This window comes from Streptomyces sp. Ac-502 (genome assembly GCF_045222935.1).
Classification (GTDB): domain Bacteria; phylum Actinomycetota; class Actinomycetes; order Streptomycetales; family Streptomycetaceae; genus Streptomyces; species Streptomyces monomycini.
Map to the genome: position 1 here is coordinate 6942529 of NZ_JBHFFO010000001.1, position 22178 is coordinate 6964706.

Sequence of the window (22178 nt, forward strand, 5' to 3'; positions counted from 1 at the left end):
CTTCCGAGGTTTGGTGAGTGCCGGGCAGCGCCCCGGCGGCATACCGGGGTCCGGCGAGTGCTGGGGCGGCGCTCGACGACGTGCCGGGGCCCGGCGAGTGCTGGGGCGGCGCTCGACGACGTGCCGGGGCCCGGCCACGTACCGGAGGCAGCTCCCGGCGAGTGCCGGGCAGCGTCCGGTGACAGCCTGTGGCCCGGCGATGTACCGGGTCAGCGTCCGTCGAGGACCGGGTCAGCGTCCGGCTTTGTCCCCGCCCGGGCCCGGCGACGTACCGGAAGAGTGCCCGCCCGGCATCCCGGGGCCCGGCGACGTACCAGGTCAGCGTCCGCCGAGGACCAGGTCGGCGTCCGGCTTTGTCCCCGCCCGGGCCCGGCGACGTACCGGAAGAGTGCCCGCCCGGCATCCCGGGGCCCGGCGACGTACCGGGTCAGCGTCCGTCGAGGACCGGGTCAGCGTCCGGCTTTGTCCCCCGCCCGGGCCCGGCCACGTACTGGATCACCGCCCGTCGACACCCCGGAGCCCGGCGACCTACCGGAGGCACCGCCCGTCGCCCCCGGCCCCGGCGACCTACCGGATCACCGCCCGCCGCCCCCGGCCCCCGGACCCCGGTGCCCCACCGGATCACCGTCCAGCCACATGCCGCGGGCGTGCGGCGCCGAGGCCCATGATCACCTGGGGGACGAGCAGTGCCAGGAGCACGACCACCGGTACCGTCCAGCCGCCCGAGGCGTCGTGCACGGTGCCCAGTACCGCGGGGCCGGTGGCTGCCAGGATGTAGCCGAAGCACTGGGCCATGCTGGACAGCTGTGCGGTGTGCCGGATGTCCGGGGCGCGCTGGACGATGAAGAGCAGGGCCAGGCTGATCGCCGCGCCCTGGCCGAGGCCCAGCAGCGTCATCCACACGTACGCGCCGTCGGCCGGCGCGGCCAGCATCCCGGCGAAACCGGCTGCGCAGAGCACCGCGCCGACCGTGGCCAGCGCACCGGCCGGCAGCCGCCGGCCGACGATCACCGGGGCGAGGAAGGAGCCCACGATGCCCAGCAGGGAGGAGAACGACAGCATCCAGCCCGCGTCGCCCGCGCTCAGTCCGGCGTCGGTGAGCATGGTCGGCAGCCAGGCGGCCGCCGCGTAGTAGCTGAGCGACTGGAGGCCCATGTACGCGGTGACCTGCCAGGCCAGCGGGGAGCGCCACAGGCCGCGCACGGGGTGGGCCGCCCCACGGGCGGCGGAGGCGGAGGTCCGCGTACGGCTGCGGGTCTGCGGCAGCCACACCACCAGCGCGATGACCGCCAGCGAGCCCCAGCACGCCAGTGTGGCCTGCCAGCTCAGTCCGGCCGCGCGCTGCACCGGCACGGTGACACCGGCTGCCAGGGCCGCACCGCCGAACAGCGACATGGAGTAGAGCCCGGTCATCAGCCCGGACCTGGCCGCGAAGTCGCGCTTGATCAGGCCGGGCAGCAGGACGTTGGCGACGGCGATGCCCGCGCCGATGACGATCGTCCCGGCGAACAGCGCCACCACCGAGTCCAGCAGCCGCAGCGCCGTACCGGCGCAGATCAGCGCCATGGTGCCGAGCAGCGAGCGCTCCATGCCGAAGCGGCGGCCGAGCCGCGGCGCGATCGGGGCGAGCAGGCCGAAGCAGAGCAGCGGCAGCGCGGTCAGCAGGCTGGTGGCCGCGGCCGACATGCCGCTCTCGTCGCGGATGGTGCCGGCCAGCGGGGACACGGCGACGAGGGCGGGGCGCAGGTTGAGGGCGAGCAGGATGACGCCGGCGCCCAGGTAGAGGGCGCGGCGTCCGGTGGCGCCCGGCGCCGGAACGGGCGGTGCGGCGCCCCCGGAAGGGGCGTCGGCAGGTGCCTCGGCGGGCGCGTCGGCGGGTGCGTCCGGCCGCGCGGCGCCGCCGGTGCCGGTGCCGGTGGCGCTCACGGTGGCGGCCGGTCCGTCGTCATGCATGGTCTTCTTCTCCTGGGCTTGCTTCGCGCGCGCGGGGGCCGCCGGGGCCTCGTCGTCGGGCCGGGTGGCGCGCAGCGCGTCCATGGCCTCGGTCAGGTGGGCCAGCGCGGCCTGTTCGGCGGCGTCCGGGTCCTGGGCCTCGATGGCGTCGACGATGGCGGTGTGCGCGTCGAACTGGTGGCGGACGGAATCGGGCAGCGGCCTGCGGACGACGGCCTGGAGGGCGGCGCGCAGGGCGTCGCTGAGGTGCTCGTACAGCTCCGCGAGGACGCTGTTGTGGGCCGCGGCCGCGACGGTCCGGTGGAAGTGCATGTCCGCGTCGATGAACGCGGTGACGTCGCTGTTCTCCCAGGCGCGGTCGCGTTCGGCGAGCGCGGCCCGCAGCGCCGCGAGGTCGTCGTCGGTGCGGCGCAGCGCCGCGTAGCGGGCCGCGTCGCGTTCCAGGGAGGCCCGGACCTCGTACGCCTCCAGGTCGGCGGCCCGGCGCAGTCGGCGTTGCACGGCCGCGCCGAAGCCGCTGTTGGCGCGTACGTACGTACCGTCGCCCTGCCGCGGCTCCAGCATCCCGGTGTGCACGAGGGCGCGGACCGCCTCGCGGACGGTGTTGCGGCCCACGTCGAGCGTCTCGACGAGGACGGGTTCGGCGGGGATCTTCCCGCCGACCTGCCACTCGCCGTCGGTGATGAGCTGTTCCATCTGCTCGATGACCAGGTCCACCAGGCTGGTGCGGGCGGTGCTGCGCAGCGGCATGGACGCCGTCCTCTCCCTCTCGATTCCACCGGTGATGGGAACATCCCATGTTTGGCGGTGTCAAACGGCCGGGTTTACTCTGAGAGCGCCGGTGATCCGCGGATCATCGCCCGGCGGTGGGGCCCGCCGGACCCCAACCGCGGCCGTCCGAGGCCGCTAACGGTCCCTGCTTGCAGAGCGGAAAGCAGCACGCACGCACCGCGCGAGTAGGAGACGTATGACCACCGGAGCCCCCCGCCCGGCGGCGACCGACGCCACACCCGGCCCACCCGCCCCGCACCTTGCCGGTGCGCACACCGCCGACCCGCACGTCGCCGGTCGGCCTTCCCCGCAAACCGACGCTCGCCCATCCCCGCACCCCACCGAGCCGTCCGGAGAGCGCCCGTCCCCGGCCCATCCCCGTACACAGCCCCCTGGCAGGGCCAATGGCCGGCCGTCGGCGCCATCGCGCTCGGCGGCGGCATCGGCGCGGCCCTCCGGTACGGGGCCACGCTGCTGTGGCCCACCGCCCCCGGGACGTTCCCCGCGACGATCCTCCTGGTCAACGCCGTCGGCTGCGCGCTGATGGGCGTCCTGACGGCGCTGATCGCCGAGCGGGGCGCGCCCCACCCGCTGCTGCGCCCGTTCCTCGGCACCGGCGTCCTCGGCGGGTTCACGACCTTCTCCACGTACACCGCGGACGTCCGGCATCTGACCGACACCGGACGGCTCCCGCTCGGCCTGGCCTACCTGGCGGCCACCCTGCTCGCCGCGCTGGCGGCGGTGTGGGCCGCGCACGCGGGCACCCGGTACGCCCTGACCCGGCGCGGAGGTGCGCGGTGAACTGGCTGCTCGTGGTGGCCGGCGGGATGGCCGGTGCGCCGCTGCGCTTTCTGACGGACCGTTTGGTGCGGTCCCGGCTCGGTACGGCCTTCCCCTGGGGGACGTTCACGGTCAATGTCGCGGGTTCGCTGGTGCTGGGCCTGGTCACCGGTGCCGTGGCGGCGGGTGCCGCCTCCTCGGACCTGTACCTCCTGCTGGGTACGGGCCTTTGCGGAGCGCTGACGACGTACTCGACCTTCTCGTACGAGACGCTGCGGCTGGCCGCCGACGGCGCGCGGTGGCGTGCTGCCGCCAATGTGGCGGCGAGTGTCGCCGTCGGCCTCGCCGCGGTGTACGCCGGCGCGGCTCTCGCCGAAGCGCTGTGGGGCTGAGCGGGCCTGCGCGGGTCTGAGCAGGTTCGGGCAGGTCTGTGCGGGCCCGGAGTGGTACGGGGGTGACCGGGCGGACCGGGTGGGCCGGATTGCGCTTGCCCGTGCGACGCGGCCCCCGGGCGAGTGAACGAATGCGGTCGAGTTTCGAACGGAACCTTTCTTCACCGCCGCCCGACGCCCAGCCGGAATACGCTGATGGCGCGGTGCCCCGGACCCCGGTTCGCACGAAAAACAGTCAGTGCGGCATGTTTGATTGCAGGGGCGGAATCGCTATGGACCTTCACCACCGGATCGGTGTCAACCAGATCAACGTTGTGCGGCCCGAGGGGGAGTTGGACCTCATGACGGCCCCGCGCCTGCGCACCCTGCTGCGGCGCGAGCACGGTCGCGCAACCGGCCCGCCCCGGGTGATCGTCGACCTCGGGGCGGTGACCTTCATGGACTGTTCCGCGCTGCGGGAACTGTGCGCCGCGCAGAGCTGGGCCGTCGAGCAGGGCGGCTGGCTGCGCGTCGTGCACGCTCACCGCGGCATCGCCATCCTGCTCAGGGCGACCCGGCTGACCGGCCGCTTTCCCCGCTACGCGAGCGTACGGGACGCGCGCTGCGACCAGATGGCGAACTGCTCGCCGTAGACCGTGTGTCCGGCCCTCCCCGGCGGGGCCCGGGCACCGAAACCCGAGGTCCACGTGCAGGCGGTCTCCCGCCGGAGGCTTGCCGGAGGCATAGTAGCCGTGCGGCTTCGATCCGAGAGACGATGGACACGGGCCACGACCGGTCGAAGGCGGAAAGGGATGGTTTCCATGGCCCGTGAAGGACCCCTGACACAGGTGTGGGCGGACTTACCCGAGGGGCTCGTCGGCGACGTCGACTGCGGGGAACTGCTGAGCCGCCTGTGCGCGCACTGCGCCGCCCTGTTCGGCACCGACGCGGCCGCCGTGCTCCTCGCCGACGCGCACCACCGGCTGCGGGTGGTCGCCGAGTCCGGCGACACCGCCCGGCTGCTCGGCCCGGACGGACCGCAGGGCCCCTGTGACCCGTACGCCGACTGCTACCGCAGCGGCACCGCAGAGACGGACATCGCCCTGTCCGACCCGCGCACCGCCGCGCGTTGGCCGCACTTCACCGCCCTCGCGCGGGAACGGGGCCATGTGACGGCACACGCCCTGCCGATGCGCCTGCACTCCCGGACCGTCGGCGTCCTGGCGCTCTTCTCCGGCACCGCCGCACCGCTCGGTGAGCAGGACGGCGCCTTCGCCCGCTCCCTGGCCGACCTGCTGGCCGTCACCGCCGTCCAGTGCAAGAGCCTGGAGCGCAGCCACGCCGAGCGGACCCAGCTGCAGCACGCGCTCAGCTCCCGCGTCGTCATCGAACAGGCCAAAGGCATGCTCGCCGAACGCTGGACGACCACCGTGGACGAGGCGTTCACGGTCGTCCGGGCCTATGCCCGGGCCCACCGCCGGCGGCTGCCGGACCTGGCCCGCCAGGTCGTCGACGGCACGCTCGACAGCGGCCTCGTCATGGAGTACTTCCTCAACCGAAGGTGATTTCCTGGATCCTGTGGAGGACCGGATGGCAGAAGTCTTCTTACGGCGCCTGACCAGGTGGCAGGCCGAAGCACAACGCGAGGCCGTCGCCGACCTGTGCGTCGAGGCGTACCGCGGCCCCTCGGGCGAGGAGTTCCGCGGGCGGGGGCCTTTCTGCAGCGGTTCGCGGAGCACGTCCAGCGCCCCGGCTTCGAGATGGTGATCGCCAGCGACCCGGCGCTGGTCGGCTGCGCCTACGGTTTCCCCGCCGAGCGGGACGGCCGGTGGTGGCAGGGATTGAACGGGCAGGTGCCGCGTGAGCTGGAGGAACTGACCGCGTCGGGGCAGGTGTTCGTCGTCGCCGAGCTGATGGTGCTGCCCGCGCACCGGCGCGGCCACGTCGCCACCCGGCTCCAGGAGATGCTGCTGATCCGCAGCAACGCGGCGGCGGTCGTCACCCTCGTCGAGTCGGCGAACGGGGCGGCACGCTCCGCGGTACGGGCGTGGGGGTGGCAGCCCACTGGCCGGCTGCGCCGGTCCGACGACGGGGAACCGGAACTGGAGGCGTGGAGCAGGGAACTGACGCACTGAGGCACGGCGCAACGGTACGAACACCGCCGGGCGCGCGGCGCGGAACGCGTACGCGCGCGGCAGGGCTCCGGGGAGCCCGCCGCGCGCGTAGACGTTGTCGGACCGCGGCGCTCGCGCGCCGTAGTTTCCCGGGGCCGTGGCGATGTCACGCCTTACCGGACCTGCCGGGGGAGCGGCCCGTCAGGGACGTATGCCCTTGAGGCCGTTGGCCCAGAGCTGGTCCACCTTGGCCCGCTCGGTCTGGTCCGGCTGGGAGTTCGTGCAGGACGGGCCGGGGCCGCCGCCGGACATCAGCTCGCTGCACGGACCCTCGTAGTGGTCCGGCAGGCCCAGCACGTGGCCGGTCTCGTGCGTGGTCACGCGGGTCGAGTCGTACTCCTGGTTCTGCTTGTAGTCCAGGAAGACGAAGCCCTTGCCGTGGCCGTCGGTGCTGGCGTACGAGCCGCGCGCGTCGTCGCCCTCGCGGTACTGGAAGTCGCCGCCGCTACCTTCCTGGAGCTTGACGTTCTGCACCGCGCCGTTCCAGATCTGGGCGCTCTTCGCTATCTGGCTCTTGAACGTGGGGGCCGCGCTCGCGTCGTAGGTGACGGTGACGGCCTTCAGGTTCGGGTGGGCCGCCTGCTTGGCCTTGACCGACTTCATGACGGCCTGGAAGAACGCCTTGGTGTCGGCCTGCTCGGCGGCCGAACCGGCGTACGCGGCGGCGGTGACCCGGTGGGTCTGGGGGGCGGCGGAGACGGTGGTCGCCGTCGCGGGGGCCGCGGCGGCCAGCGTGGCGGCGAGGCCCAGGCCCAGTACTGCCGACAGAGCCGTCTTGGGAGATCTCATGTGGGGGGACTCCTTATCGTCCGTGGGGCCGTACGGCCGCCGTGTGGGGCGGCGGCCGGGGCCCTGCGGATGAACTCTTGGTGCCGGAGAGTCTGTTGGAGATCATCCGGGGCGCGGAGATGTCATGTGGCGATAGCACCAGGTGATGCCCCCGGGGGAAGCCGGACCGAGCGTGCCCGGAGAGTCTGGTGTGACGTGCGCGAACGTCGTTATGCTCCGGTCGTGGAGCTCGAAGTGAGGCACCTTCGTGCGCTGTGCGCGATCGCCGACGCGGGCAGCGTACGCAAGGCCGCGCGGCAGCTGGGCATGACCCAGCCTTCCCTGACGACCCAGCTCCGCCGCATCGAGAACGCCCTGGGCGGCCAGTTGTTCTTCCGCGAGCGGACCGGCAGCCGGCCGACGCCGTTGGGGCACTCGGTGCTGAGCCGGGCCCGGCCGATAGTGGCCGACATGCGCGCGCTGGTCGACGAGATCGCCTCCGCCTCCCTGCGGGCCGGTGGATCACGGCTGTGCATCGGCAGCACCAGCAGCCGGGCGGTGGCGGGCTGGCTGCGAAGGCTGCGGGCCAGGCTGCCCGACACGGACACCGCCATCCGTATCGACGTGTCCGCCAACGCGCTGTTGCAGATGGTGGCGATGGGCCAGCTCGACGTCGCCTTCGTGCACGAGGTGGAGGGAGCGCCGCTGCGCCGCCCCGACGGGCTCGTCGAACGGGAACTGATCGCCAGGGAACCGCAGTTCGTCGCCCTGTCGGCCGACCACCCGGCGGCCCGCCACCCGGTGGTCGAACTCGCCGAGCTGGCCGGTGACCAGTGGATGGTCGACCCGTCGGTGGACGGCGAGTGGACGGGGCTGCGCCGGGTCTTCGCGGCCGCGGGCCTGGACCCCCGGGTGGTGCACGGGGACTACCTCACGGCGGCCGACCTGGTCGCGGCGGGCGAGGTGGTCGCCCCCTGCCAGCCGACCTCCCGGCCCCGGCACGGCATGGTCGTCCGCCCGCTGCGCGGCGACCCGCTGGCCGTCCGGCTCTTCATGGCCCACCGTCCCGGCGCCGCCCCGGCCGCCCCCGCCGACGCCCTCTTCGCCGACCTGACCGCCTCCTACATGGAGGTGGCCTGGGAGAGCACCGCGTACCGCGAGTGGCTCGTTCGGCACGACGGGCCGTTGCCGATCGGGACGTGAGGCGGGGCGGAACCTGGCCGTGCGGCCGTGCGCGCCGCCCGTGGCCGTAGGTCAGACGGACCCGCCCGCCGCGACCACGCGTGAGGTCACCGCGGGTCGAGCCGCCCCTCGACCACCTCGCGGGCCACGTCGGTCAGCAGGCGCCGGTGGGAGCGGGCGTAGCCGCGCAGGAGGGTGAAGGCGGCGTCGGGGGAGAGGTCGTGCCGCGCGGTGAGTGCTCCTTTGGCCTGTTCGATGACGATCCGGGTGGTCAGGGCGTGTTCCAACTGGGCGGCGAGGGTGCGGCTCGCCTCGACCTCGTGCTCACGCAGCAGGGTCACGGCGGCGAAGTCGGCGAGGGACTGGCCCAGTGCCATCAGGTCACCGGTCAGCGCGGTCTGGCGGGTGGCGAGCAGGACCAGGGCGCCGACCGGGCCGGTATGACCCCGTATCGGCAGGGCGGCGGCGTGGGTGCAGCCCAGGGCGAGCGCGCGGGGCGCGTAGCGCGGCCAGCGCTGCCGGGCCACCGTTCCGCTCAGGGCCGTACCGCCGAGCGCCCGGCCGGTGCGGCGGCAGGCGGGGCCGGGGCCTTCGCCCCAGGCGACCGCGTCCGTTTCGAGGCGGCGCGCGTCGGCGTCGGAGGCCGCCACCCAGGGGGCGTCACGGGCCCGGGGGAGAAGGTCACGGCCGTCGCCCGGACCGCGAGCAGTTCCCTGCTGCGGTCGGTGAGCCGGTCCAGCAGCGTGGGGACGCCGGGCGGCCCCTGCCCACCGCCGCCCGCCAGCTCCACGAAGACGGAGGCGAGGTGGTGCGGAGCTGTGGTCATGGGTGGGGGTCCCCTCGGTGGGTTCAGCTGCCCTGGGCGAGTTTCAGCGTGCCGCGTACGATCTGCTCGGCGATGACGTCCGGGGGCCGCCCGTCGGCGAAAGCACGCGCTTTGATCATGGCGAGTGCGTCCTGGACCCGGCAGCCGGCCTGGACGGAGAGTATTCCGGCGGCCTGCTGGATGCGGTCCCGGTGGTCGGCGTCCTCGTACAGCTCGGGGTCGGCGTCGGGGCCGAGGAGCACTGTACGGGTGAGGGCGTCGGCGATCACCGTGAGCGTGCCGGCGGCGGCCGTGCCGCCGCCCGGGTCGAAGACCGCGAGCGCGCCGATGCAACTGCCTTCGGTCCGCAACGGAGCCGTGAGCACCTCGTGGACGCCCAGGGAGGTCAGCGCGGGCCCGTAGGCGGGCCAGCGGCTCTCGATGGCCCGGCCGGCCGCGGAGACCAGGCAGCCGCCCACCGAGGCGTCGTGCGCCGGCCCTTCGCCGAGCATGAATTCCAGGTCCTGCGCGGCCCGGGAGGGCCCGTCCGACGAGGCGACGGAGAGCTGGCCGTGGTCGGAGCCCATCAGGGTGAGCGCCGCGCTGGTCGTCCCGCACGCCTCCGCGACGCCGGTCATGAAGCGCGGGCGGCTGGTCTCGTCCCCGCGCCACGCGGACAGGCGGTCGGCGTAGGTGTCCTGGAGACGCGCCGAGGACAGGTGGCACTCCGCCGATCGCCGGTAGGCGTCCGCCAGATGGAGGTGGAGGTCCCCGCCGGCCGAGGCCGCCAGGATCTCCTGCTGTTCGGCGCAGGCCGCGGCATGCTCGGCGCGCTGGCGTGCCCTGGCCGCACGGCGACGCGCCAGCTGTGCCTGGACGTCCCTGCGCTGGCCCCAAACCATGGGCCCAGCGTACGCCGATGACGGCGCTCAGTCGCCGCTGTCGCCGCGGTCCGCCTCCAGCAGCAGGACGACCCCGCCGTTGTGCCGGTCGAACGGGGAGCAGAGCACGTTGCAGGTGATGGACCGTCCGATCCGGTTGACGGCCGAGACCCGCGAGGGCGACGTCCGCTTGCCGGACTCCAGGCACTTCTCCACGGCCGGGCGCAGCATCTCGGTGGGCAGCCCGAACTCCAGTGAGAAGAACGGTTCGTCGATCACCTCGTCCGGGCGCAGGCCCCACATGTCCACCGCGCCGCGGTTCCAGCTCTTGACCTTCAGTTCCTTGTCGAGGACGACCACACCCGCGGCGATGGAGGTGACGACCCCTTCGAGGAAGGCACGGGCCTCGTCCAGTTCCTCCGTGCGGGTGCGCATCTCCTCGTTCATCGTCTCCAGTTCCTCGTTGCCCGACTGGAGTTCCTCGTTGGTGGTCTCCAGTTCCTCGTTGGTGGACTGGAGCTCTTCGTTGGTGGTCTCCAGCTCCTCGATGCTCGACTGGAGCTCCTCGTTGGTGGTCTCCAACTCCTCGTTGGTGGACTGGAGTTCCTCGTACGCCGTCTCCAGGTCTTCGCGTACCCGCTTGTTCTCCGACTTCAGCTGGGTGGCGACGGTGACGTCGGAGAAGGTGATGTTGGTGGCGGCCAGCAGACCGCTGGAGCCCATCAGCGGCTGGATGAGGATGTCGAAGTACTGGACCTCCTCGCCGACCCGCCGCTCGGCGCCGTTGACCCGCAGGGTGCGGCGCTCGTGGGCGGCCTGCTCGATCAGTGAGCGCAGCTCGACGGGGCGGTAGGAGATCTCCAGGTCCTGGAAGGGCCGGCCGATGTCGTTGGAGGTCAGGCCGAACTGGGCCCGCGCCTGGCTGTTGATCAGCACCGCGGTGCCCTCGCCGTCGACCGCGATGGCCGGGGCGGGGTTGGCGTCCAGGATCAGGTCGCGCAGCTGCCGGCTGCGGGCCGCGGTGGCCAGCTTCTCGGTGCTCCCCCGCCCCGGATCTTCGCGGGCGTGGGGTGGTACGGCGGACCGGCCTCGCCGGGGCGCCGCCGGAAGGCGCGCTGACGCATGCTGAGCACTTCGAACCGCTCGGCGTCGTTCAGCAGCATCTCCGCCTTGCCGAGGAAGAGGAAGCCGCGCTCGCGCAGGGCGAAGTGGAACCGGTCGATGATCTGCCGCTGCGCCTCGACATTGAAGTACATCAGGGCGTTGCGGCAGACCAGCAGGTCCAGCCGGGAGATCGGGGCGTCGCGGGTGATGTCGTGCCGCCCGAAGATGACCCGGCGCCGCAGGTCGGTGCGGAAGTTGAAGCGGGTGCCGTTCTGCTCGAAGTAGGTGTCGCGCAGCTCCGGGGAGAGCGGTTCCAGCGCCTTCGCCGTGTACAGGCCGGAGCGGGCGTCGCGCAGGGCTTCCTCGTCCACGTCGGTGGCGTAGATCTTGACCCGGTTCAGCGCCTCCTCGACTCCCATCGCCTCGGCGAACATGATGGCGAGGGAGTACGCCTCCTCACCGCTGGAGCAGCCCGCGCTCCAGACCCGGATCTCCTCGTCGGCGGGGGTGTCCGCGAGCAGCTCGGGTACGACCTCGCGCTGCAGGAAGGTCCAGGCGTCCGGGTCGCGGAAGAAGGACGTCACGTTGATCAGGATGGTGTTGAAGAGGGCGTTGAACTCGTCGGCGTTCGTCTCCAGGCGGTCGCGGTAGTCCGCGTAGGAATCGGTCTCGACGTCCGCCATCCGCTTGCGGATGCGCCGGCCCAGGGACGAGCGCTTGTAGCCGGTGAAGTCGAATCCGCGGGCGTCCCTGAGGAAGCCGAGCAGCTGCTCCAGTTCCTCGTCCGTCTCGACATCCCGAGCTTGCCCCATCACTGCCTCTTGGTCTCGACAAGACCGCGGATCACCGCGGCGATCTCTTCCAGGGGCAGCACGAAGTCGACCGATCCCGTACCCACCGCTGCCTCTGGCATTCCTTTGAACTCGGCCGTCCGGGGATCTTCCGCGATCACCGTGCCGCCGCGTGACTTGATGGCGTCCACACCCATGGCGCCGTCGCTGCCGGTCCCGGTCAGCACACAGCCGATCGCCTGCGTCCCGTAGGCCCCGGCGACCGACTCGAAGAGCGGATCGGCGGAGGGGCGCAGGAAGTGGACCTGTTCGCTCCCGGAGAGCGTCAGCGTACCTCCGGGGCCCACCAGGAGGTGCTGGTCGGGGGGCGCGATGTAGACCGTGCCGGGCCGGGCCCGCTCGTCGGCCTCGGCCAGCTTGACCCGCAGCGCGGTACGCCGGGCGAGCACCTCGGCGATGATGGTGCGGTGTCGCGGGTCCAGGTGCTGGACCACCAGAACCGGAACCGGGAGGTCCGGTCCGAGGGCGCCGAGGACCGCTGTCAGAGCCTTGATGCCGCCCGCGGACGACGCGAGGGCCACGGCCTCGTAGTGGTCCGCTGCGCTGCGGTCTGTCGTCACCTTCCGAGCCTATCGAAAGCCGGGCCCGGCGGCGGGTACGCGGACGTGCCAACGTGCGGAAACAGCCGCACCCGGCCCGCGCGGGCGCCTGTGGAGGGCGCCCCGCGGACCGGGTGCGGTGCTGGTGCGGGCCACGGGGGCCGCGCGTCCCGGTGTGGGGACGGGCGGCCGCCGCGGCGCGGGGCGGGTCAGCCCTGCTTGGTCTCCCAGAAGATCTTGTCGATCTGGGCGATGTAGTCCAGGGCCTTCTGACCGGTCGCCGGGTCGTTGCTGCCCTTGGCGGCGCTCAGCGCCTTGAGGGTGTCGTTGACCAGCTGGTGCAGCTCCGGGTACTTCTCGAAGTGCGGCGGCTTGAAGTAGTCGCTCCACAGCACCGAGACGTGGTGCTTGGCCAGCTCCGCGCGCTGCTCCTTGATGAGGACGGCGCGGGTACGGAAGTCCGCGTCCTCGTTGGCCTGGTACTTCTCCTGGACGGCCTTGACCGACTCGGCCTCGATACGGGCCTGGGCCGGGTCGTACACGCCGCACGGCAGGTCGCAGTGGGCGCTGACCTTCACCTTGGGGGCGAACAGGCGGGAAAGCATGTTCAGTCCTTCCTCGTGATCGTCTTCTCAGGTGCGAGATTACTCGCCGCGGGAAGGCTTTTCTCGGGTGGCTCGGGGTCTTAGGGCAAAAGGCCGGTTCCGGGCCGGGTCTGATGGAGGATGGGACCGGTGACGGGTGACCGGGCCGTGGTGGTCACCGGGCTGGGACCGGGAGGTGTGACGGGGATGCCGGAGCGGGTGGAAGAGCGCGGGCCGGAGCAGGGGGAGGAGCACGGGCGGGAGCGCGGCGGACTGCTGCGGGCCTTCGGCCTGGCCGAGGTCTACAACCCGTCGATGGTGCCGACGCTGCGGCCCGGCGACCAGCTGGTGGTGCGGTACGGGGCGGTGGTGCGGGCGGGTGACGTGGTCGTCCTGCGGCACCCGTTCCGGCAGGACCTGCTGATCGTCAAACGGGCCGTCGAGCGGCGCGACGGCGGCTGGTGGGTCCAGGGGGACAATCCGTTCGTGGAGAACGACAGCCGCGAGTTCGGGGTGGTGCCCGACGAGCTGGTGATCGCGCGTGCCTGGGTGCGGGTGCGGCCGCCGCGCGGTGTTCAGCGCTCGCTGTCGGGCGCGCTGTCCTGGGTGGTCTCGGCGGTGCGCCCGGTACGGGCCGGCCGCTCGCTGTCCAGGCGCTTGCGGGCCCGGTAGGCGGCGACGTTGGCGCGCGTCGCGCAGCGGTCCGAGCAGTAGCGCCGGGAGCGGTTGGTCGAGGTGTCGAGGTAGGCGTTGCGGCACGGGCGTGCCTGGCAGATGCCGAGCCGGTCGACGCCCAGCTCGGTGAGCTGGAAGGCCAGGCCCATGGAGGCGGTGGCGGTGTAGCCGGCGGTGGCGTTGGCCGCGTGGTCGGCGATGTGCAGGTGCCACTTGGGGCGGCCGTCCTCGTCGCGGAACTCGTGCCCGGAGACCTGCGGACTGACCGGGAACTCCATCATCAGCGCGTTGAGCAGGTCCACCGCCCGCACCTCGTCGCCCTTGTCCGCCGCTTCGAAGACGGCGCGCAGCCGGGTCCGTACGCCGCGCAGGCGGGTCACGTCGCTCTCGTTGGCCCGGCGGGCCATCTGCTGGGCGGGCCCGAACAGCTCACGGACGGCCTCGACCGAGGTCAGGGTGTCGCCGCCGCGCTCGGGCTGCTCGGTGTTGACCAGGCGAACGGCATAGTCCGAGTAATAGGCCAGTTCCACTTGTAGTCCTTACGGGCGCGGTCTAGTGTTCGTAATAGGTGTTGTTGCTACGAGGGTATTACGGCCTGGAGGTAACGGTATGACCGAGACCGTCGTCGGTACTGACTGGCAGGGGTGGCAGGACAGTTGGGACCGCCAGCAGGAGTGGTACATGCCGGACCGCGAGGAGCGGTTCCGCGTGATGCTGGACATGGTCGAGGCCCTGGTGGGCACCGAGCCCCGGGTGCTGGACCTGGCGTGCGGCACGGGCAGTATCTCCGACCGGCTGCTCAAGCGTTTCCCCAAGGCGGTCAGCGTGGGGGTGGACCTCGACCCGGCCCTGCTGGCCATCGCCGGCGGACACTTCGAAGGTGACGACCGGGTGACGTTCGTCCGCGCGGACCTCAAGGACCCCCGGTGGACCGACGCCCTGCCCCACGACTCGTACGACGCCGTACTCACCGCCACGGCCCTGCACTGGATGCACACCGGACCGCTGCGCGGGCTGTACGGGCAGCTCGGCGGGCTGGTCAGGGCAGGCGGCGTCTTCATGAACGCCGACCACATGCCCGAAGGGGACACCCCGCGCATCGACGCGGCCGAGCGCGCCTTCCGGCACGCGCGGCAGGAGGAGGCCAAGGCTGCGGGCGCCCTGGACTGGCGTGCCTGGTGGGACAAGGCCGCCGCCGACCCGGTGCTCGCCGGGCCGACCGCCGAGCGCTTCGAGATCTACGGCGAGCACGCCGACGGTGACACCCCTTCGGTGGCATGGCACTGCGAGGTGCTGCGCGAGTCCGGCTTCGGTGAGGCGCGTGCGGTGTGGCGCTCGCCCTCGGACGCGCTGGTCCTCGGGCTGAAGTAGCGCGCGTACGGTTCGTCCGACGACCGGGCGGTACGTACCGGAGCGCCTGCCGCGCCCGTACGTACCGCCCGTCGCGTGGGGCGTACGGCCCTGCCCGCCGGGTCAGAGCACCTTCGACAGGAACGACTTGGTGCGCTCGTGCTGCGGCTTGCCCAGCACGTCGCGCGGGTGCCCGGACTCGACCACCACACCGTCGTCCATGAAGACCAGCGAGTCGCCGACCTCGCGCGCGAAGCCCATCTCGTGCGTGACGACGATCATCGTCATGCCGTCCGACGCGAGGTCCTTCATCACGTCCAGCACATCGCCGACCAGCTCCGGGTCGAGCGCCGAGGTCGGCTCGTCGAAGAGCATCAGCTTCGGCTCCATCGCCAGCGCGCGGGCGATCGCGACGCGCTGCTGCTGGCCGCCGGAGAGCTGCGAGGGGTAGTTGCCGGCCTTGTCGGCCAGGCCGACCCGGTCCAGCAGCTTGCCCGCGCGCTCCCGGGCGGTCGCCTTGGACTCGCCCTTGACCTGGACCGGCGCCTCCATGATGTTCTCCAGCGCCGTCATGTGCGGGAAGAGGTTGAAGCGCTGGAAGACCATGCCGATGTCGCGGCGGCGCGCGGCCACCTCGCGGTCGCGCAGCTCGTACAGCTTGCCGTTGGCCTCCCGGTAGCCGACCAGCTCACCGTCGACCGACAGCCGCCCGGCGTTGATCTTCTCCAGGTGGTTGATGCAGCGCAGGAACGTCGACTTGCCGGAGCCGGACGGGCCGATCAGGCAGAACACCTCGCGGGGCGCGACCTCCAGGTCGATGCCCTTGAGGATGTGGGCCGTGCCGAAGGACTTGTGGACGCCCTCGGCCTTGACCATGGGGGTGGACTTGCTGGTCATGCGGCACCTCCGGCCGACGAACGGTTGGTGCCGCCGGACAGCCTGGCCCGCAGCCGCTGGACCGGCGTGGGCGGCAGCTGGCGGCTGGCGCCGCGGGCGTAGTAGCGCTCCAGGTAGTACTGGCCGACGCTGAGCACCGAGGTGGCGATCAGGTACCAGACTGCGGCGAGGACGAGCATCTCCACCACGGGACCGGCGTCGCGGCCCACGTTCTGCGCCGACTGCAGCAGGTCGTAGTACTGCACCGCGATGACCAGCGAGGAGGTCTTGAGCATGTTGATGACCTCGTTGCCGGTCGGCGGCACGATCACCCGCATCGCCTGCGGTACGACGATCCGGCGCAGCGTCCTGCCGTGGCTCATGCCCAGCGCGTGCGCCGCCTCGGTCTGCCCCTCGTCGACGGCGAGCAGGCCGCCGCGGCAGATCTCCGCCATGTACGCGGCCTCGTTGAGCCCGAGGCCCAGCAGCGCGCACAGGAACGGGGTCATGAAGTCCGACCACTCGTCCTTGTAGATCGGCATGATGTCGATGTACTGGAAGACCAGGCCCAGGTTGAACCACAGGAACAGCTGGACGTAGACCGGCGTACCGCGGAAGAACCAGACGTAGAACCACGCGACCGTCGAGGTCACCGGGTTCTTCGACTGCCGCATCACGGCCAGGACCACGCCGAGGACGATGCCGATGACCATCGACAGCACCGTGATGATCAGGGTGTTGCGCAGACCCCGCAGGATGTCCGCGTTGAACATGTACTCGGGTATCGTGCCCCAGTTGACCTTGCCGGCGGCGAAGGCCCGCACGAGCAGGGCGAGCAGCACGAGGACGACCAGCGCCGCGACCCAGCGCCCGTAGTGCCGGACGGGAATGGCCTTGATCGGCTCGGGAGCGGGCGGCGGGGCGTCCGCCGGCGGCTGGGCCGGCTTGTCGACGTCAACTGACACGGGTGTTGCCTTTCAGCGTTCGGCGGGAGGGACGGGCCGTGCGCGGCCGGGCGGGCACGCGGGCGGGCGGGGCTCGGGCAGGCGCTCAGCTGCCGCCGTTGAGCTTCACTTCCTTGACCGCGGCGTCCGTGACGTTCCACTTCTTGAGCACCTGCGCGTAGCTGCCCTTCTTGACGATGGCCTCCATGGCCGCCTTCAGGGCGTCGCGCAGCTTCGGGCTGTCCTTGGGCACCGCGATGCCGTACGGGGCGGCCTTGACCGGTGCGCCGCCGACCAGCTGGAAGTCGTTGCCGCCACCGGAGGTCTTGACCGCGTACGCCGCGACCGGGTAGTCGCTGGAGACCGCGTCCACGCCGCCGGTGCGCAGCCGCGTCTGCGCCTCGGTGTCGTTGTCGAACGCCTCGATGGAGATCGCGTCCGTACCGGACTCCTCGCACTTCTTGGCCTGGTCCTTGGCCAGGTCGTGCGAGACGGTGCCGCGCTGCACCGCGATCTTCTTGCCGCACAGCGCCTCCCAGCCGTCGATCCCCTGGGTCTTGCCCTTCTGCGTGTAGATCGAGACGCCGACGTCGAGGTAGTCGATGAAGTCGACGCCGTCGCTGACCTTCTTGCCGGTGGCGCTGTCCACGCCCTGCTGGCGGGCCTTGGTGTCGGTCATCGCCGACATGGCGATGTCGTACCGCTTGGACTTCATGCCGCCCATGAGGGTGTCGAAGGTGGCGTTGTTGAAGTTGAGCTTGACGCCCAACTCCTCGCCCAGCGCGTCGGCGAGGTCCGGGTCGATGCCGGTGACCTTGCCGTCGGTACGGAACTCCACCGGCTTGTAGGTGATGTCCGAACCGACCTGGATCATCGCCTTGTCCTGGATCTCCTTGGGCAGGAGCTTGAACAGGGGAGCGTCGGGGTTGCGGTTCTTGGCCGCCTCCCGCTTGGCGATCGCCGCGTCGGTCTGGTCGCCGCAGGCGCTGAGCAGCAGCAGCGAGGCCGCGACCGCGGTCGCGGCGGCCACGGCTGAACGAGACCTGCCGGGGGCCGGGCGACGGGTGAGGCTTGCGGTCATGCTGATCCTCCTGCGGATGAGGGAGAAGCCGACTGAGCAGGGGCCGGGCACACACCTTCGGGCGTCGCGACCTCGTTCGGTGACGGAATCTTGCCATCCGGACACCGCTATCCGGACTGCCGTCCAGGTCAAAATCGGATAACGGACGGGGACGAAGCCGCACAACCCAGGTGTCCCTTGGGCGGTGCGCGCCAACTGGAGGGCGAAGGGCCCGGCCGTACGGGCCCGCGTCTCGCAGTACGGACAGAGCGCGGGGAACTTCCTATGGTTCGCGGTGTTCACCCCTAATGCCGAGGTTGTGACCCCAGAGGTGACCCATGGGTAACGAATCCGACTCGTCGGGGCCCGCGCCCGTCCGGTAGAAAGGTTCGTTACACCCCTCATCCGGGGCTCAGGGCGCGCGTGCGGCGCGCCCGGCGTCCGTACCTCCCCCCGCGGGACGGCCATCCGTCGCGCAGGGCACGGCCGCGGTGCCCGCCCACCCCTTGACCAGGGAGTGGACACCCTCAACTGATTGACGAACAAAGGGGTTGAACCAGTGACAGCCAAGACCGCCCAGGCCCATGACGGCGGCAACACGCACGCGGACACGGACGCCAAGGGTGCGCCCGGCTCCGGACCGGACGGCGGGGAGCGGCAGTGCCAGGACCCCGCCTTCCTCCTGCACCGCGGCGGCAAAATGGCGATCCAGGCGACCGTCCCGGTGCGCGACAGCGAGGACCTCTCCCTCGCCTACACGCCCGGCGTCGCCAAGGTGTGCAGCGCCATCGCCGAAGAACCCGAGCTGGTGCACGACTACACCTGGAAGTCCCAGGTCGTGGCCGTCGTCACGGACGGCACCGCGGTGCTGGGCCTCGGTGACATCGGGGCCGAGGCGTCGCTGCCCGTGATGGAGGGCAAGGCCATCCTCTTCAAGCAGTTCGGCGGCGTGGACGCGGTGCCGATCGCCCTGGCGACGACCGACGCCGACGAGATCGTCGAGACCGTCGTGCGGATGGCGCCGTCCTTCGGCGGCGTCAACCTGGAGGACATCTCCGCGCCCCGCTGCTTCGAGATCGAGCGCAAGCTCCAGGAACGCCTGGACATCCCGGTCTTCCACGACGACCAGCACGGCACCGCCGTGGTCACGCTGGCCGCGCTGCGCAACGCCGCCCAGCTGACGAACCGTTCGCTCGGACAGCTGCGCGCCGTCATCTCCGGCGCCGGCGCGGCCGGGTTCGCCATCGCCAAGATCCTCGTCGAGGCGGGCATCGGTGACGTCGCGGTGTGCGACCGCAAGGGCATCGTCACCGCCGACCGCGACGAACACCTCACCGACGTCAAGCGTGAGCTGGCCTCCTTCACCAACAAGGCCGGACTGAGCGGCTCCCTGGAGACGGCCCTGGACGGCGCGGACGTCTTCATCGGCGTCTCCGGCGGCACGGTGCCGGAGGAGGCGGTCGCCAAGATGGCGAAGGACGCGCTGATCTTCGCCATGGCCAACCCCAACCCGGAGATCCACCCGGACGTCGCGCACAAGTACGCGGCCGTCGTCGCCACCGGCCGCAGCGACTACCCGAACCAGATCAACAACGTGCTGGCCTTCCCCGGCATCTTCGCCGGCGCCCTCCAGGTGCGCGCCAGCCGGATCACCGAGGGCATGAAGCTGGCCGCCGCCGAGGCGCTGGCCTCGGTGGTCGCCGACGACCTGAGCGCCGAGTGCGTCATCCCGTCGCCGTTCGACGAGCGGGTCGCCCCGGCGGTCACCTCGGCGGTCGCGGCCGCCGCCCGCGCGGAGGGCGTCGCGCGCCGCTGACCCCGCGTCCGTGGAAAGGCCTCGCCTCCGGGCGGGGCCTTTTCGCTGCGCCGGCGGCGGCAAGGGCCGGACGGCGGGCGGCGGCGCGGCGCGTGTCACACCGCGGCCCGGTACCGCCCGGCCCCCGGGCGCCCTACGTTGGGATCATGTTTGCTGCCTACGCCGCCCGCATCGACCGCGACCAGCCGCTGAACGGCCTCGAACTGGGGGAACGCCCCGCCCCCGGCGCGCGCCCCGGCTGGACGACCGTCAACGTCAAGGCCGCCTCCCTCAACCACCACGACCTGTGGTCGCTGCGCGGCGTGGGTCTGGGCGAGGAGGCGCTGCCCATGATCCTCGGCTGTGACGCGGCCGGCACCGACCAGGACGGCAACGAGGTCGTGCTGCACTCGGTGATCGGCCAGAGCGGCCACGGCGTCGGCCCGGACGAGCCGCGCTCCATCCTCACCGAGCGCTACCAGGGCACTTTCGCCGAACAGGTCACCGTGCCCGCCTGGAACGTGCTGCCCAAGCCGAAGGAGCTGTCCTTCGCCGAGGCCGCGTGCCTGCCGACCGCCTGGCTGACCGCGTACCGGATGCTGTTCACCAACGCCGGGGTACGGCCCGGGGACAGCGTGCTCGTCCAGGGCGCGGGCGGCGGTGTGGCCACCGCGGCGATCGTGCTGGGCGCGGCGGCCGGGCTGCGGGTCTTCGCCACCAGCCGCAGCGAGGACAAGCGCAAGCGCGCCGTCGAACTGGGCGCCGAGGCCGCGCTGCCCAGCGGCGAGCGGCTGCCCGAGCGGGTGGACGCGGTGATCGAGACGGTCGGCGCCGCCACCTGGTCGCACTCGGTGAAGTCGCTCAAGCCCGGCGGCACGCTCGTCATCTCGGGCGCCACCAGCGGCTTCAACCCCGAGCGCACCGAACTCAACCGCATCTTCTTCCTGGAGCTGAAGGTCGTCGGCTCGACCATGGGCAGCAAGGACGAACTGGCCTCGCTGCTGAACTTCTGCGCGGCCAAGGGCGTCCGGCCCGTCATCGACACCACCCTGCCGCTCGATCGGGCCCGCGAGGGCTTCGCGAAGCTGGCCGAGGGCGAGATGTTCGGCAAGGTCGTCCTGACGGTCTGAGGCGGGGGAGGACAGGAGACACCGGGAGAGGCGGGACGGGTGCGGGTGCTGCGCGCGGCCGGACGGACGGCGACGGCCTGGAGCAACGGCGGCGGGGTGACGCGGGAGATCGCCGCCGCACCGCCCGGCGCGGGCTGGGAAACCTTCGACTGGCGGGTGAGCCTGGCCGAGGTGGGCCGCGACGGTCCGTACTCCGCGCTGCCCGGCGTGGACCGCGTCCTGACGGTGGCCGAGGGCGCCGGACTGGAACTGACCGTCGACGGCACCCGTCACGTACTGCCCGGCCCGTACCGCCCGTTCGCCTTCCCCGGCGACGCACCGACCGGCTGCCGCCTCCTGGACGGGCCGGTCGTCAACTTCAACGTCATGCTGCGGCGTGGGCGTGCGACGGCGACCGTGGAGGTGGCACGCGGGAGTTATGTCCGCTGCGCCGCCGAGTCGCGGCCGGGGGACGTGGAGGACACGTCCGGGGAGCGGCGGGCGCGGCTGGTGGTCGCGCTGTCCGGCCGTACGCGGCTGTCCGGGGCCGGCGCCGGACACACCCGCACGACGCTGGAGCGGTACGACGCCGCCCTGATGCCCGCGGACGCGGGCGTCTCGCTGCACGCCGACGGGGTCACGGCCGTCGTCACCCTCACCGTACGGACGGCGGATCCGGACGCCCGGCTGCCGGAGGCGTCCGCGTAGCGTCCGAGACCGGGGTGCCGGTCGCGCCGGTGCGGCGCAGGGTGTGCCGCGCGTGGGTGGTGAAGGCGTCGGTGGCGGGGTGCGTGGCCGTCCGGGGGCGGGCCAGCAGGACCGTGACCGGGCCGGCGTCGGTGATCGGTACGTAACGGACACCCGGGTGCGGATGGCTGTGCACGGTGGCCTCGGCCGTCACCCCGGCCGCCGCCCCCGTCGCGATCATGGTCAGCCACTCGTCGACGTTGGCGACCTCGAAGGTGCTGCGCGGACGCTGACCGGCGGGCCACAGCGCGGCGCTGGTGGTGCACGCGGTGGCGCACAGCGCGATGGCGTGGTGCGTCAGGTCGGCCAGCGAGACCGCCGGCTCTTCGGCCAGCGGGTCGCTCTCGCACAGGGCGGCGATCCGGCGTTCGCGGTACAGCGCCACGGTGTCCAGCGCCCCGTCGTCCGCCGGGACGGTCCGCAGGAAGGCGAGATCGACGGTGCCACGCCGCAGCGCGGCCTCCGCGTCGTCGAGCCGGTGCACCTCGACGGGCTCGCCGGGGCGCTCGTGCCGCCACTCGCGCAGCAGCGGCACGGTGTGCCGTCCGAGCGCGGCCCAGGCGAAGCCGACGCGCAGCGGGCGCGGCCCGGCCACCGCCTCGGCCAGCGCGTCGTCGAGCTGGGCGAGGATGCGGTGGGCGTGCTCGTGCAGCCGCCGCCCCGCCGGGGTGAGCCGCAGCCGGCGGGTGGTCCGCTCGACCAGTGAGGTGCCCAGGCGGCTCTCCAACTGCTCCAGAGTGCGCGAGAGCGCGGGCTGGCTGACGCGCAGGACCGCCGCCGCGCCGGTGATCGTGCCCTCGTCCCCGATGGCGGCCAGCGCCCGCAGATGCCGCAACTCCACGTTCACCGCACGCCTCCG

25 protein-coding genes are annotated in these 22178 nt (G+C 72.3%); 12 read left to right on the forward strand and 13 right to left on the reverse strand.

Annotated features, from left to right (window positions below):
• Positions 1-621: 621 nt before the first annotated feature.
• Positions 622-2703, reverse strand: a complete 2082-nt coding sequence (locus ACEXOX_RS31765; protein ID WP_406524454.1) for an MFS transporter — start codon at positions 2701-2703, stop codon at positions 622-624.
• 495 nt (positions 2704-3198) lie between these two features.
• Between ACEXOX_RS31765 and ACEXOX_RS31770 the strand changes: the two genes are divergently transcribed.
• The 6 genes from ACEXOX_RS31770 to ACEXOX_RS31795 all read left to right on the forward strand — a co-directional run bounded on the left by ACEXOX_RS31770 (position 3199) and on the right by ACEXOX_RS31795 (position 6010).
• Positions 3199-3525, forward strand: coding sequence for a fluoride efflux transporter FluC (locus ACEXOX_RS31770; protein WP_406526534.1), 327 nt, complete (start codon positions 3199-3201; stop codon positions 3523-3525).
• The gene (crcB, locus tag ACEXOX_RS31775) at positions 3522-3896 is read left to right on the forward strand and encodes a fluoride efflux transporter CrcB (protein WP_406524455.1); all 375 of its coding nucleotides are present in this window, start codon (positions 3522-3524) and stop codon (positions 3894-3896) included. The genes ACEXOX_RS31770 and crcB overlap by 4 nt, the downstream gene beginning before the upstream one ends.
• Positions 3897-4168: 272 nt before the next feature.
• Positions 4169-4528, forward strand: a complete 360-nt coding sequence (locus tag ACEXOX_RS31780; RefSeq protein ID WP_406524456.1) for an STAS domain-containing protein — start codon at positions 4169-4171, stop codon at positions 4526-4528.
• 195 nt (positions 4529-4723) lie between these two features.
• On the forward strand, positions 4724-5440 hold the full coding sequence (locus tag ACEXOX_RS31785) for an ANTAR domain-containing protein (protein ID WP_406524457.1): 717 nt from the start codon (positions 4724-4726) through the stop codon (positions 5438-5440).
• Between the two features lie 25 nt (positions 5441-5465).
• Complete coding sequence (locus ACEXOX_RS31790) at positions 5466-5642, forward strand: hypothetical protein (protein ID WP_406524458.1); 177 nt, start codon at positions 5466-5468, stop codon at positions 5640-5642.
• Positions 5636-6010: a hypothetical protein gene (locus tag ACEXOX_RS31795; protein WP_406524459.1), complete on the forward strand. Its 375-nt coding sequence runs from the start codon at positions 5636-5638 to the stop codon at positions 6008-6010. The genes ACEXOX_RS31790 and ACEXOX_RS31795 overlap by 7 nt, the downstream gene beginning before the upstream one ends.
• Before the next feature lie 180 nt (positions 6011-6190).
• On the opposite strand, the gene snpA is transcribed toward ACEXOX_RS31795, so the two are convergent.
• Positions 6191-6838, reverse strand: a complete 648-nt coding sequence (gene snpA / locus ACEXOX_RS31800; RefSeq protein WP_406524460.1) for a snapalysin — start codon at positions 6836-6838, stop codon at positions 6191-6193.
• A gap of 222 nt (positions 6839-7060) precedes the next feature.
• Here snpA and ACEXOX_RS31805 point away from each other — a divergent pair, with 222 nt between their 5' ends.
• Entirely contained in the window at positions 7061-8020 is a 960-nt protein-coding gene (locus tag ACEXOX_RS31805; RefSeq protein WP_406524461.1) for a LysR family transcriptional regulator, read from the forward strand.
• Positions 8021-8106: 86 nt separating this feature from the next.
• Here ACEXOX_RS31805 and ACEXOX_RS31810 read toward each other — a convergent pair whose 3' ends face one another.
• The 6 genes from ACEXOX_RS31810 to sodN all read right to left on the reverse strand — a co-directional run bounded on the left by ACEXOX_RS31810 (position 8107) and on the right by sodN (position 12784).
• The gene (locus ACEXOX_RS31810) at positions 8107-8649 is read right to left on the reverse strand and encodes an ANTAR domain-containing protein (RefSeq protein ID WP_406524462.1); all 543 of its coding nucleotides are present in this window, start codon (positions 8647-8649) and stop codon (positions 8107-8109) included.
• Between the two features lie 199 nt (positions 8650-8848).
• Entirely contained in the window at positions 8849-9706 is an 858-nt protein-coding gene (locus ACEXOX_RS31815; protein ID WP_406524463.1) for a GAF and ANTAR domain-containing protein, read from the reverse strand.
• A 27-nt stretch (positions 9707-9733) separates the two neighbouring features.
• Positions 9734-10714 (reverse strand): PAS domain-containing protein, encoded by a 981-nt coding sequence (locus ACEXOX_RS31820; RefSeq protein ID WP_406526535.1) that lies wholly within the window; start codon positions 10712-10714, stop codon positions 9734-9736.
• Entirely contained in the window at positions 10675-11601 is a 927-nt protein-coding gene (locus tag ACEXOX_RS31825) for a CheR family methyltransferase (protein ID WP_406524464.1), read from the reverse strand. The genes ACEXOX_RS31820 and ACEXOX_RS31825 overlap by 40 nt, the downstream gene beginning before the upstream one ends.
• Positions 11601-12200: a chemotaxis protein CheB gene (locus tag ACEXOX_RS31830; protein WP_406524465.1), complete on the reverse strand. Its 600-nt coding sequence runs from the start codon at positions 12198-12200 to the stop codon at positions 11601-11603. The genes ACEXOX_RS31825 and ACEXOX_RS31830 overlap by 1 nt, the downstream gene beginning before the upstream one ends.
• Before the next feature lie 188 nt (positions 12201-12388).
• Entirely contained in the window at positions 12389-12784 is a 396-nt protein-coding gene (gene sodN / locus ACEXOX_RS31835) for a superoxide dismutase, Ni (protein WP_030017226.1), read from the reverse strand.
• Positions 12785-12970: 186 nt separating this feature from the next.
• Between sodN and sodX the strand changes: the two genes are divergently transcribed.
• Complete coding sequence (sodX, locus tag ACEXOX_RS31840; protein WP_406526536.1) at positions 12971-13435, forward strand: nickel-type superoxide dismutase maturation protease; 465 nt, start codon at positions 12971-12973, stop codon at positions 13433-13435.
• On the opposite strand, the gene ACEXOX_RS31845 is transcribed toward sodX, so the two are convergent.
• Positions 13339-13968 (reverse strand): CGNR zinc finger domain-containing protein, encoded by a 630-nt coding sequence (locus ACEXOX_RS31845; protein ID WP_406524466.1) that lies wholly within the window; start codon positions 13966-13968, stop codon positions 13339-13341. The two genes, sodX and ACEXOX_RS31845, sit on opposite strands and share 97 nt — an antisense overlap.
• A gap of 79 nt (positions 13969-14047) precedes the next feature.
• On the opposite strand from ACEXOX_RS31845, the gene ACEXOX_RS31850 reads away from it, so the two are divergent.
• Positions 14048-14809 (forward strand): class I SAM-dependent methyltransferase, encoded by a 762-nt coding sequence (locus ACEXOX_RS31850; RefSeq protein WP_406524467.1) that lies wholly within the window; start codon positions 14048-14050, stop codon positions 14807-14809.
• Between the two features lie 102 nt (positions 14810-14911).
• Here ACEXOX_RS31850 and ACEXOX_RS31855 read toward each other — a convergent pair whose 3' ends face one another.
• The 3 genes from ACEXOX_RS31855 to ACEXOX_RS31865 form a co-directional block, all read right to left on the reverse strand.
• Positions 14912-15664 (reverse strand): amino acid ABC transporter ATP-binding protein, encoded by a 753-nt coding sequence (locus tag ACEXOX_RS31855; RefSeq protein WP_078623906.1) that lies wholly within the window; start codon positions 15662-15664, stop codon positions 14912-14914.
• 17 nt (positions 15665-15681) lie between these two features.
• Positions 15682-16629 carry an amino acid ABC transporter permease gene (locus ACEXOX_RS31860; protein ID WP_406524468.1) on the reverse strand — a complete coding sequence of 316 codons (948 nt, stop codon included), beginning with the start codon at positions 16627-16629 and terminating at the stop codon, positions 15682-15684.
• Between the two features lie 85 nt (positions 16630-16714).
• Positions 16715-17689 (reverse strand): ABC transporter substrate-binding protein, encoded by a 975-nt coding sequence (locus tag ACEXOX_RS31865; RefSeq protein ID WP_406524469.1) that lies wholly within the window; start codon positions 17687-17689, stop codon positions 16715-16717.
• Between the two features lie 538 nt (positions 17690-18227).
• On the opposite strand from ACEXOX_RS31865, the gene ACEXOX_RS31870 reads away from it, so the two are divergent.
• The 3 genes from ACEXOX_RS31870 to ACEXOX_RS31880 all read left to right on the forward strand — a co-directional run bounded on the left by ACEXOX_RS31870 (position 18228) and on the right by ACEXOX_RS31880 (position 21280).
• Complete coding sequence (locus tag ACEXOX_RS31870; protein WP_406524470.1) at positions 18228-19484, forward strand: NADP-dependent malic enzyme; 1257 nt, start codon at positions 18228-18230, stop codon at positions 19482-19484.
• 146 nt (positions 19485-19630) lie between these two features.
• Positions 19631-20593 carry a zinc-binding dehydrogenase gene (locus ACEXOX_RS31875; protein WP_406524471.1) on the forward strand — a complete coding sequence of 321 codons (963 nt, stop codon included), beginning with the start codon at positions 19631-19633 and terminating at the stop codon, positions 20591-20593.
• A 39-nt stretch (positions 20594-20632) separates the two neighbouring features.
• Entirely contained in the window at positions 20633-21280 is a 648-nt protein-coding gene (locus ACEXOX_RS31880) for a HutD family protein (RefSeq protein ID WP_406524472.1), read from the forward strand.
• On the opposite strand, the gene ACEXOX_RS31885 is transcribed toward ACEXOX_RS31880, so the two are convergent.
• A complete protein-coding gene (locus tag ACEXOX_RS31885; RefSeq protein ID WP_406524473.1) occupies positions 21228-22166 on the reverse strand; it encodes a LysR family transcriptional regulator in 939 nt (312 codons plus the stop codon). The genes ACEXOX_RS31880 and ACEXOX_RS31885 overlap by 53 nt on opposite strands.
• Between the last annotated feature and the right edge of the window lie 12 nt (positions 22167-22178).

What these genes read in the sequence shown, in the direction of transcription:
- ACEXOX_RS31765 (WP_406524454.1), bottom strand. Translation starts at nt 2,703, where the DNA reads ATGCCGCTGCGCAGCACCGCCCGCACCAGCCTGGTGGACCTGGTCATC.
- ACEXOX_RS31780 (WP_406524456.1), top strand. Translation starts at nt 4,169, where the DNA reads ATGGACCTTCACCACCGGATCGGTGTCAACCAGATCAACGTTGTGCGG.
- ACEXOX_RS31790 (WP_406524458.1), top strand. Translation starts at nt 5,466, where the DNA reads ATGGCAGAAGTCTTCTTACGGCGCCTGACCAGGTGGCAGGCCGAAGCA.
- ACEXOX_RS31795 (WP_406524459.1), top strand. Translation starts at nt 5,636, where the DNA reads ATGGTGATCGCCAGCGACCCGGCGCTGGTCGGCTGCGCCTACGGTTTC.
- snpA (WP_406524460.1), bottom strand. Translation starts at nt 6,838, where the DNA reads ATGAGATCTCCCAAGACGGCTCTGTCGGCAGTACTGGGCCTGGGCCTC.
- ACEXOX_RS31815 (WP_406524463.1), bottom strand. Translation starts at nt 9,706, where the DNA reads ATGGTTTGGGGCCAGCGCAGGGACGTCCAGGCACAGCTGGCGCGTCGC.
- ACEXOX_RS31825 (WP_406524464.1), bottom strand. Translation starts at nt 11,601, where the DNA reads ATGGGGCAAGCTCGGGATGTCGAGACGGACGAGGAACTGGAGCAGCTG.
- sodN (WP_030017226.1), bottom strand. Translation starts at nt 12,784, where the DNA reads ATGCTTTCCCGCCTGTTCGCCCCCAAGGTGAAGGTCAGCGCCCACTGC.
- sodX (WP_406526536.1), top strand. Translation starts at nt 12,971, where the DNA reads ATGCCGGAGCGGGTGGAAGAGCGCGGGCCGGAGCAGGGGGAGGAGCAC.
- ACEXOX_RS31850 (WP_406524467.1), top strand. Translation starts at nt 14,048, where the DNA reads ATGACCGAGACCGTCGTCGGTACTGACTGGCAGGGGTGGCAGGACAGT.
- ACEXOX_RS31855 (WP_078623906.1), bottom strand. Translation starts at nt 15,664, where the DNA reads ATGGTCAAGGCCGAGGGCGTCCACAAGTCCTTCGGCACGGCCCACATC.
- ACEXOX_RS31865 (WP_406524469.1), bottom strand. Translation starts at nt 17,689, where the DNA reads ATGACCGCAAGCCTCACCCGTCGCCCGGCCCCCGGCAGGTCTCGTTCA.
- ACEXOX_RS31875 (WP_406524471.1), top strand. Translation starts at nt 19,631, where the DNA reads ATGTTTGCTGCCTACGCCGCCCGCATCGACCGCGACCAGCCGCTGAAC.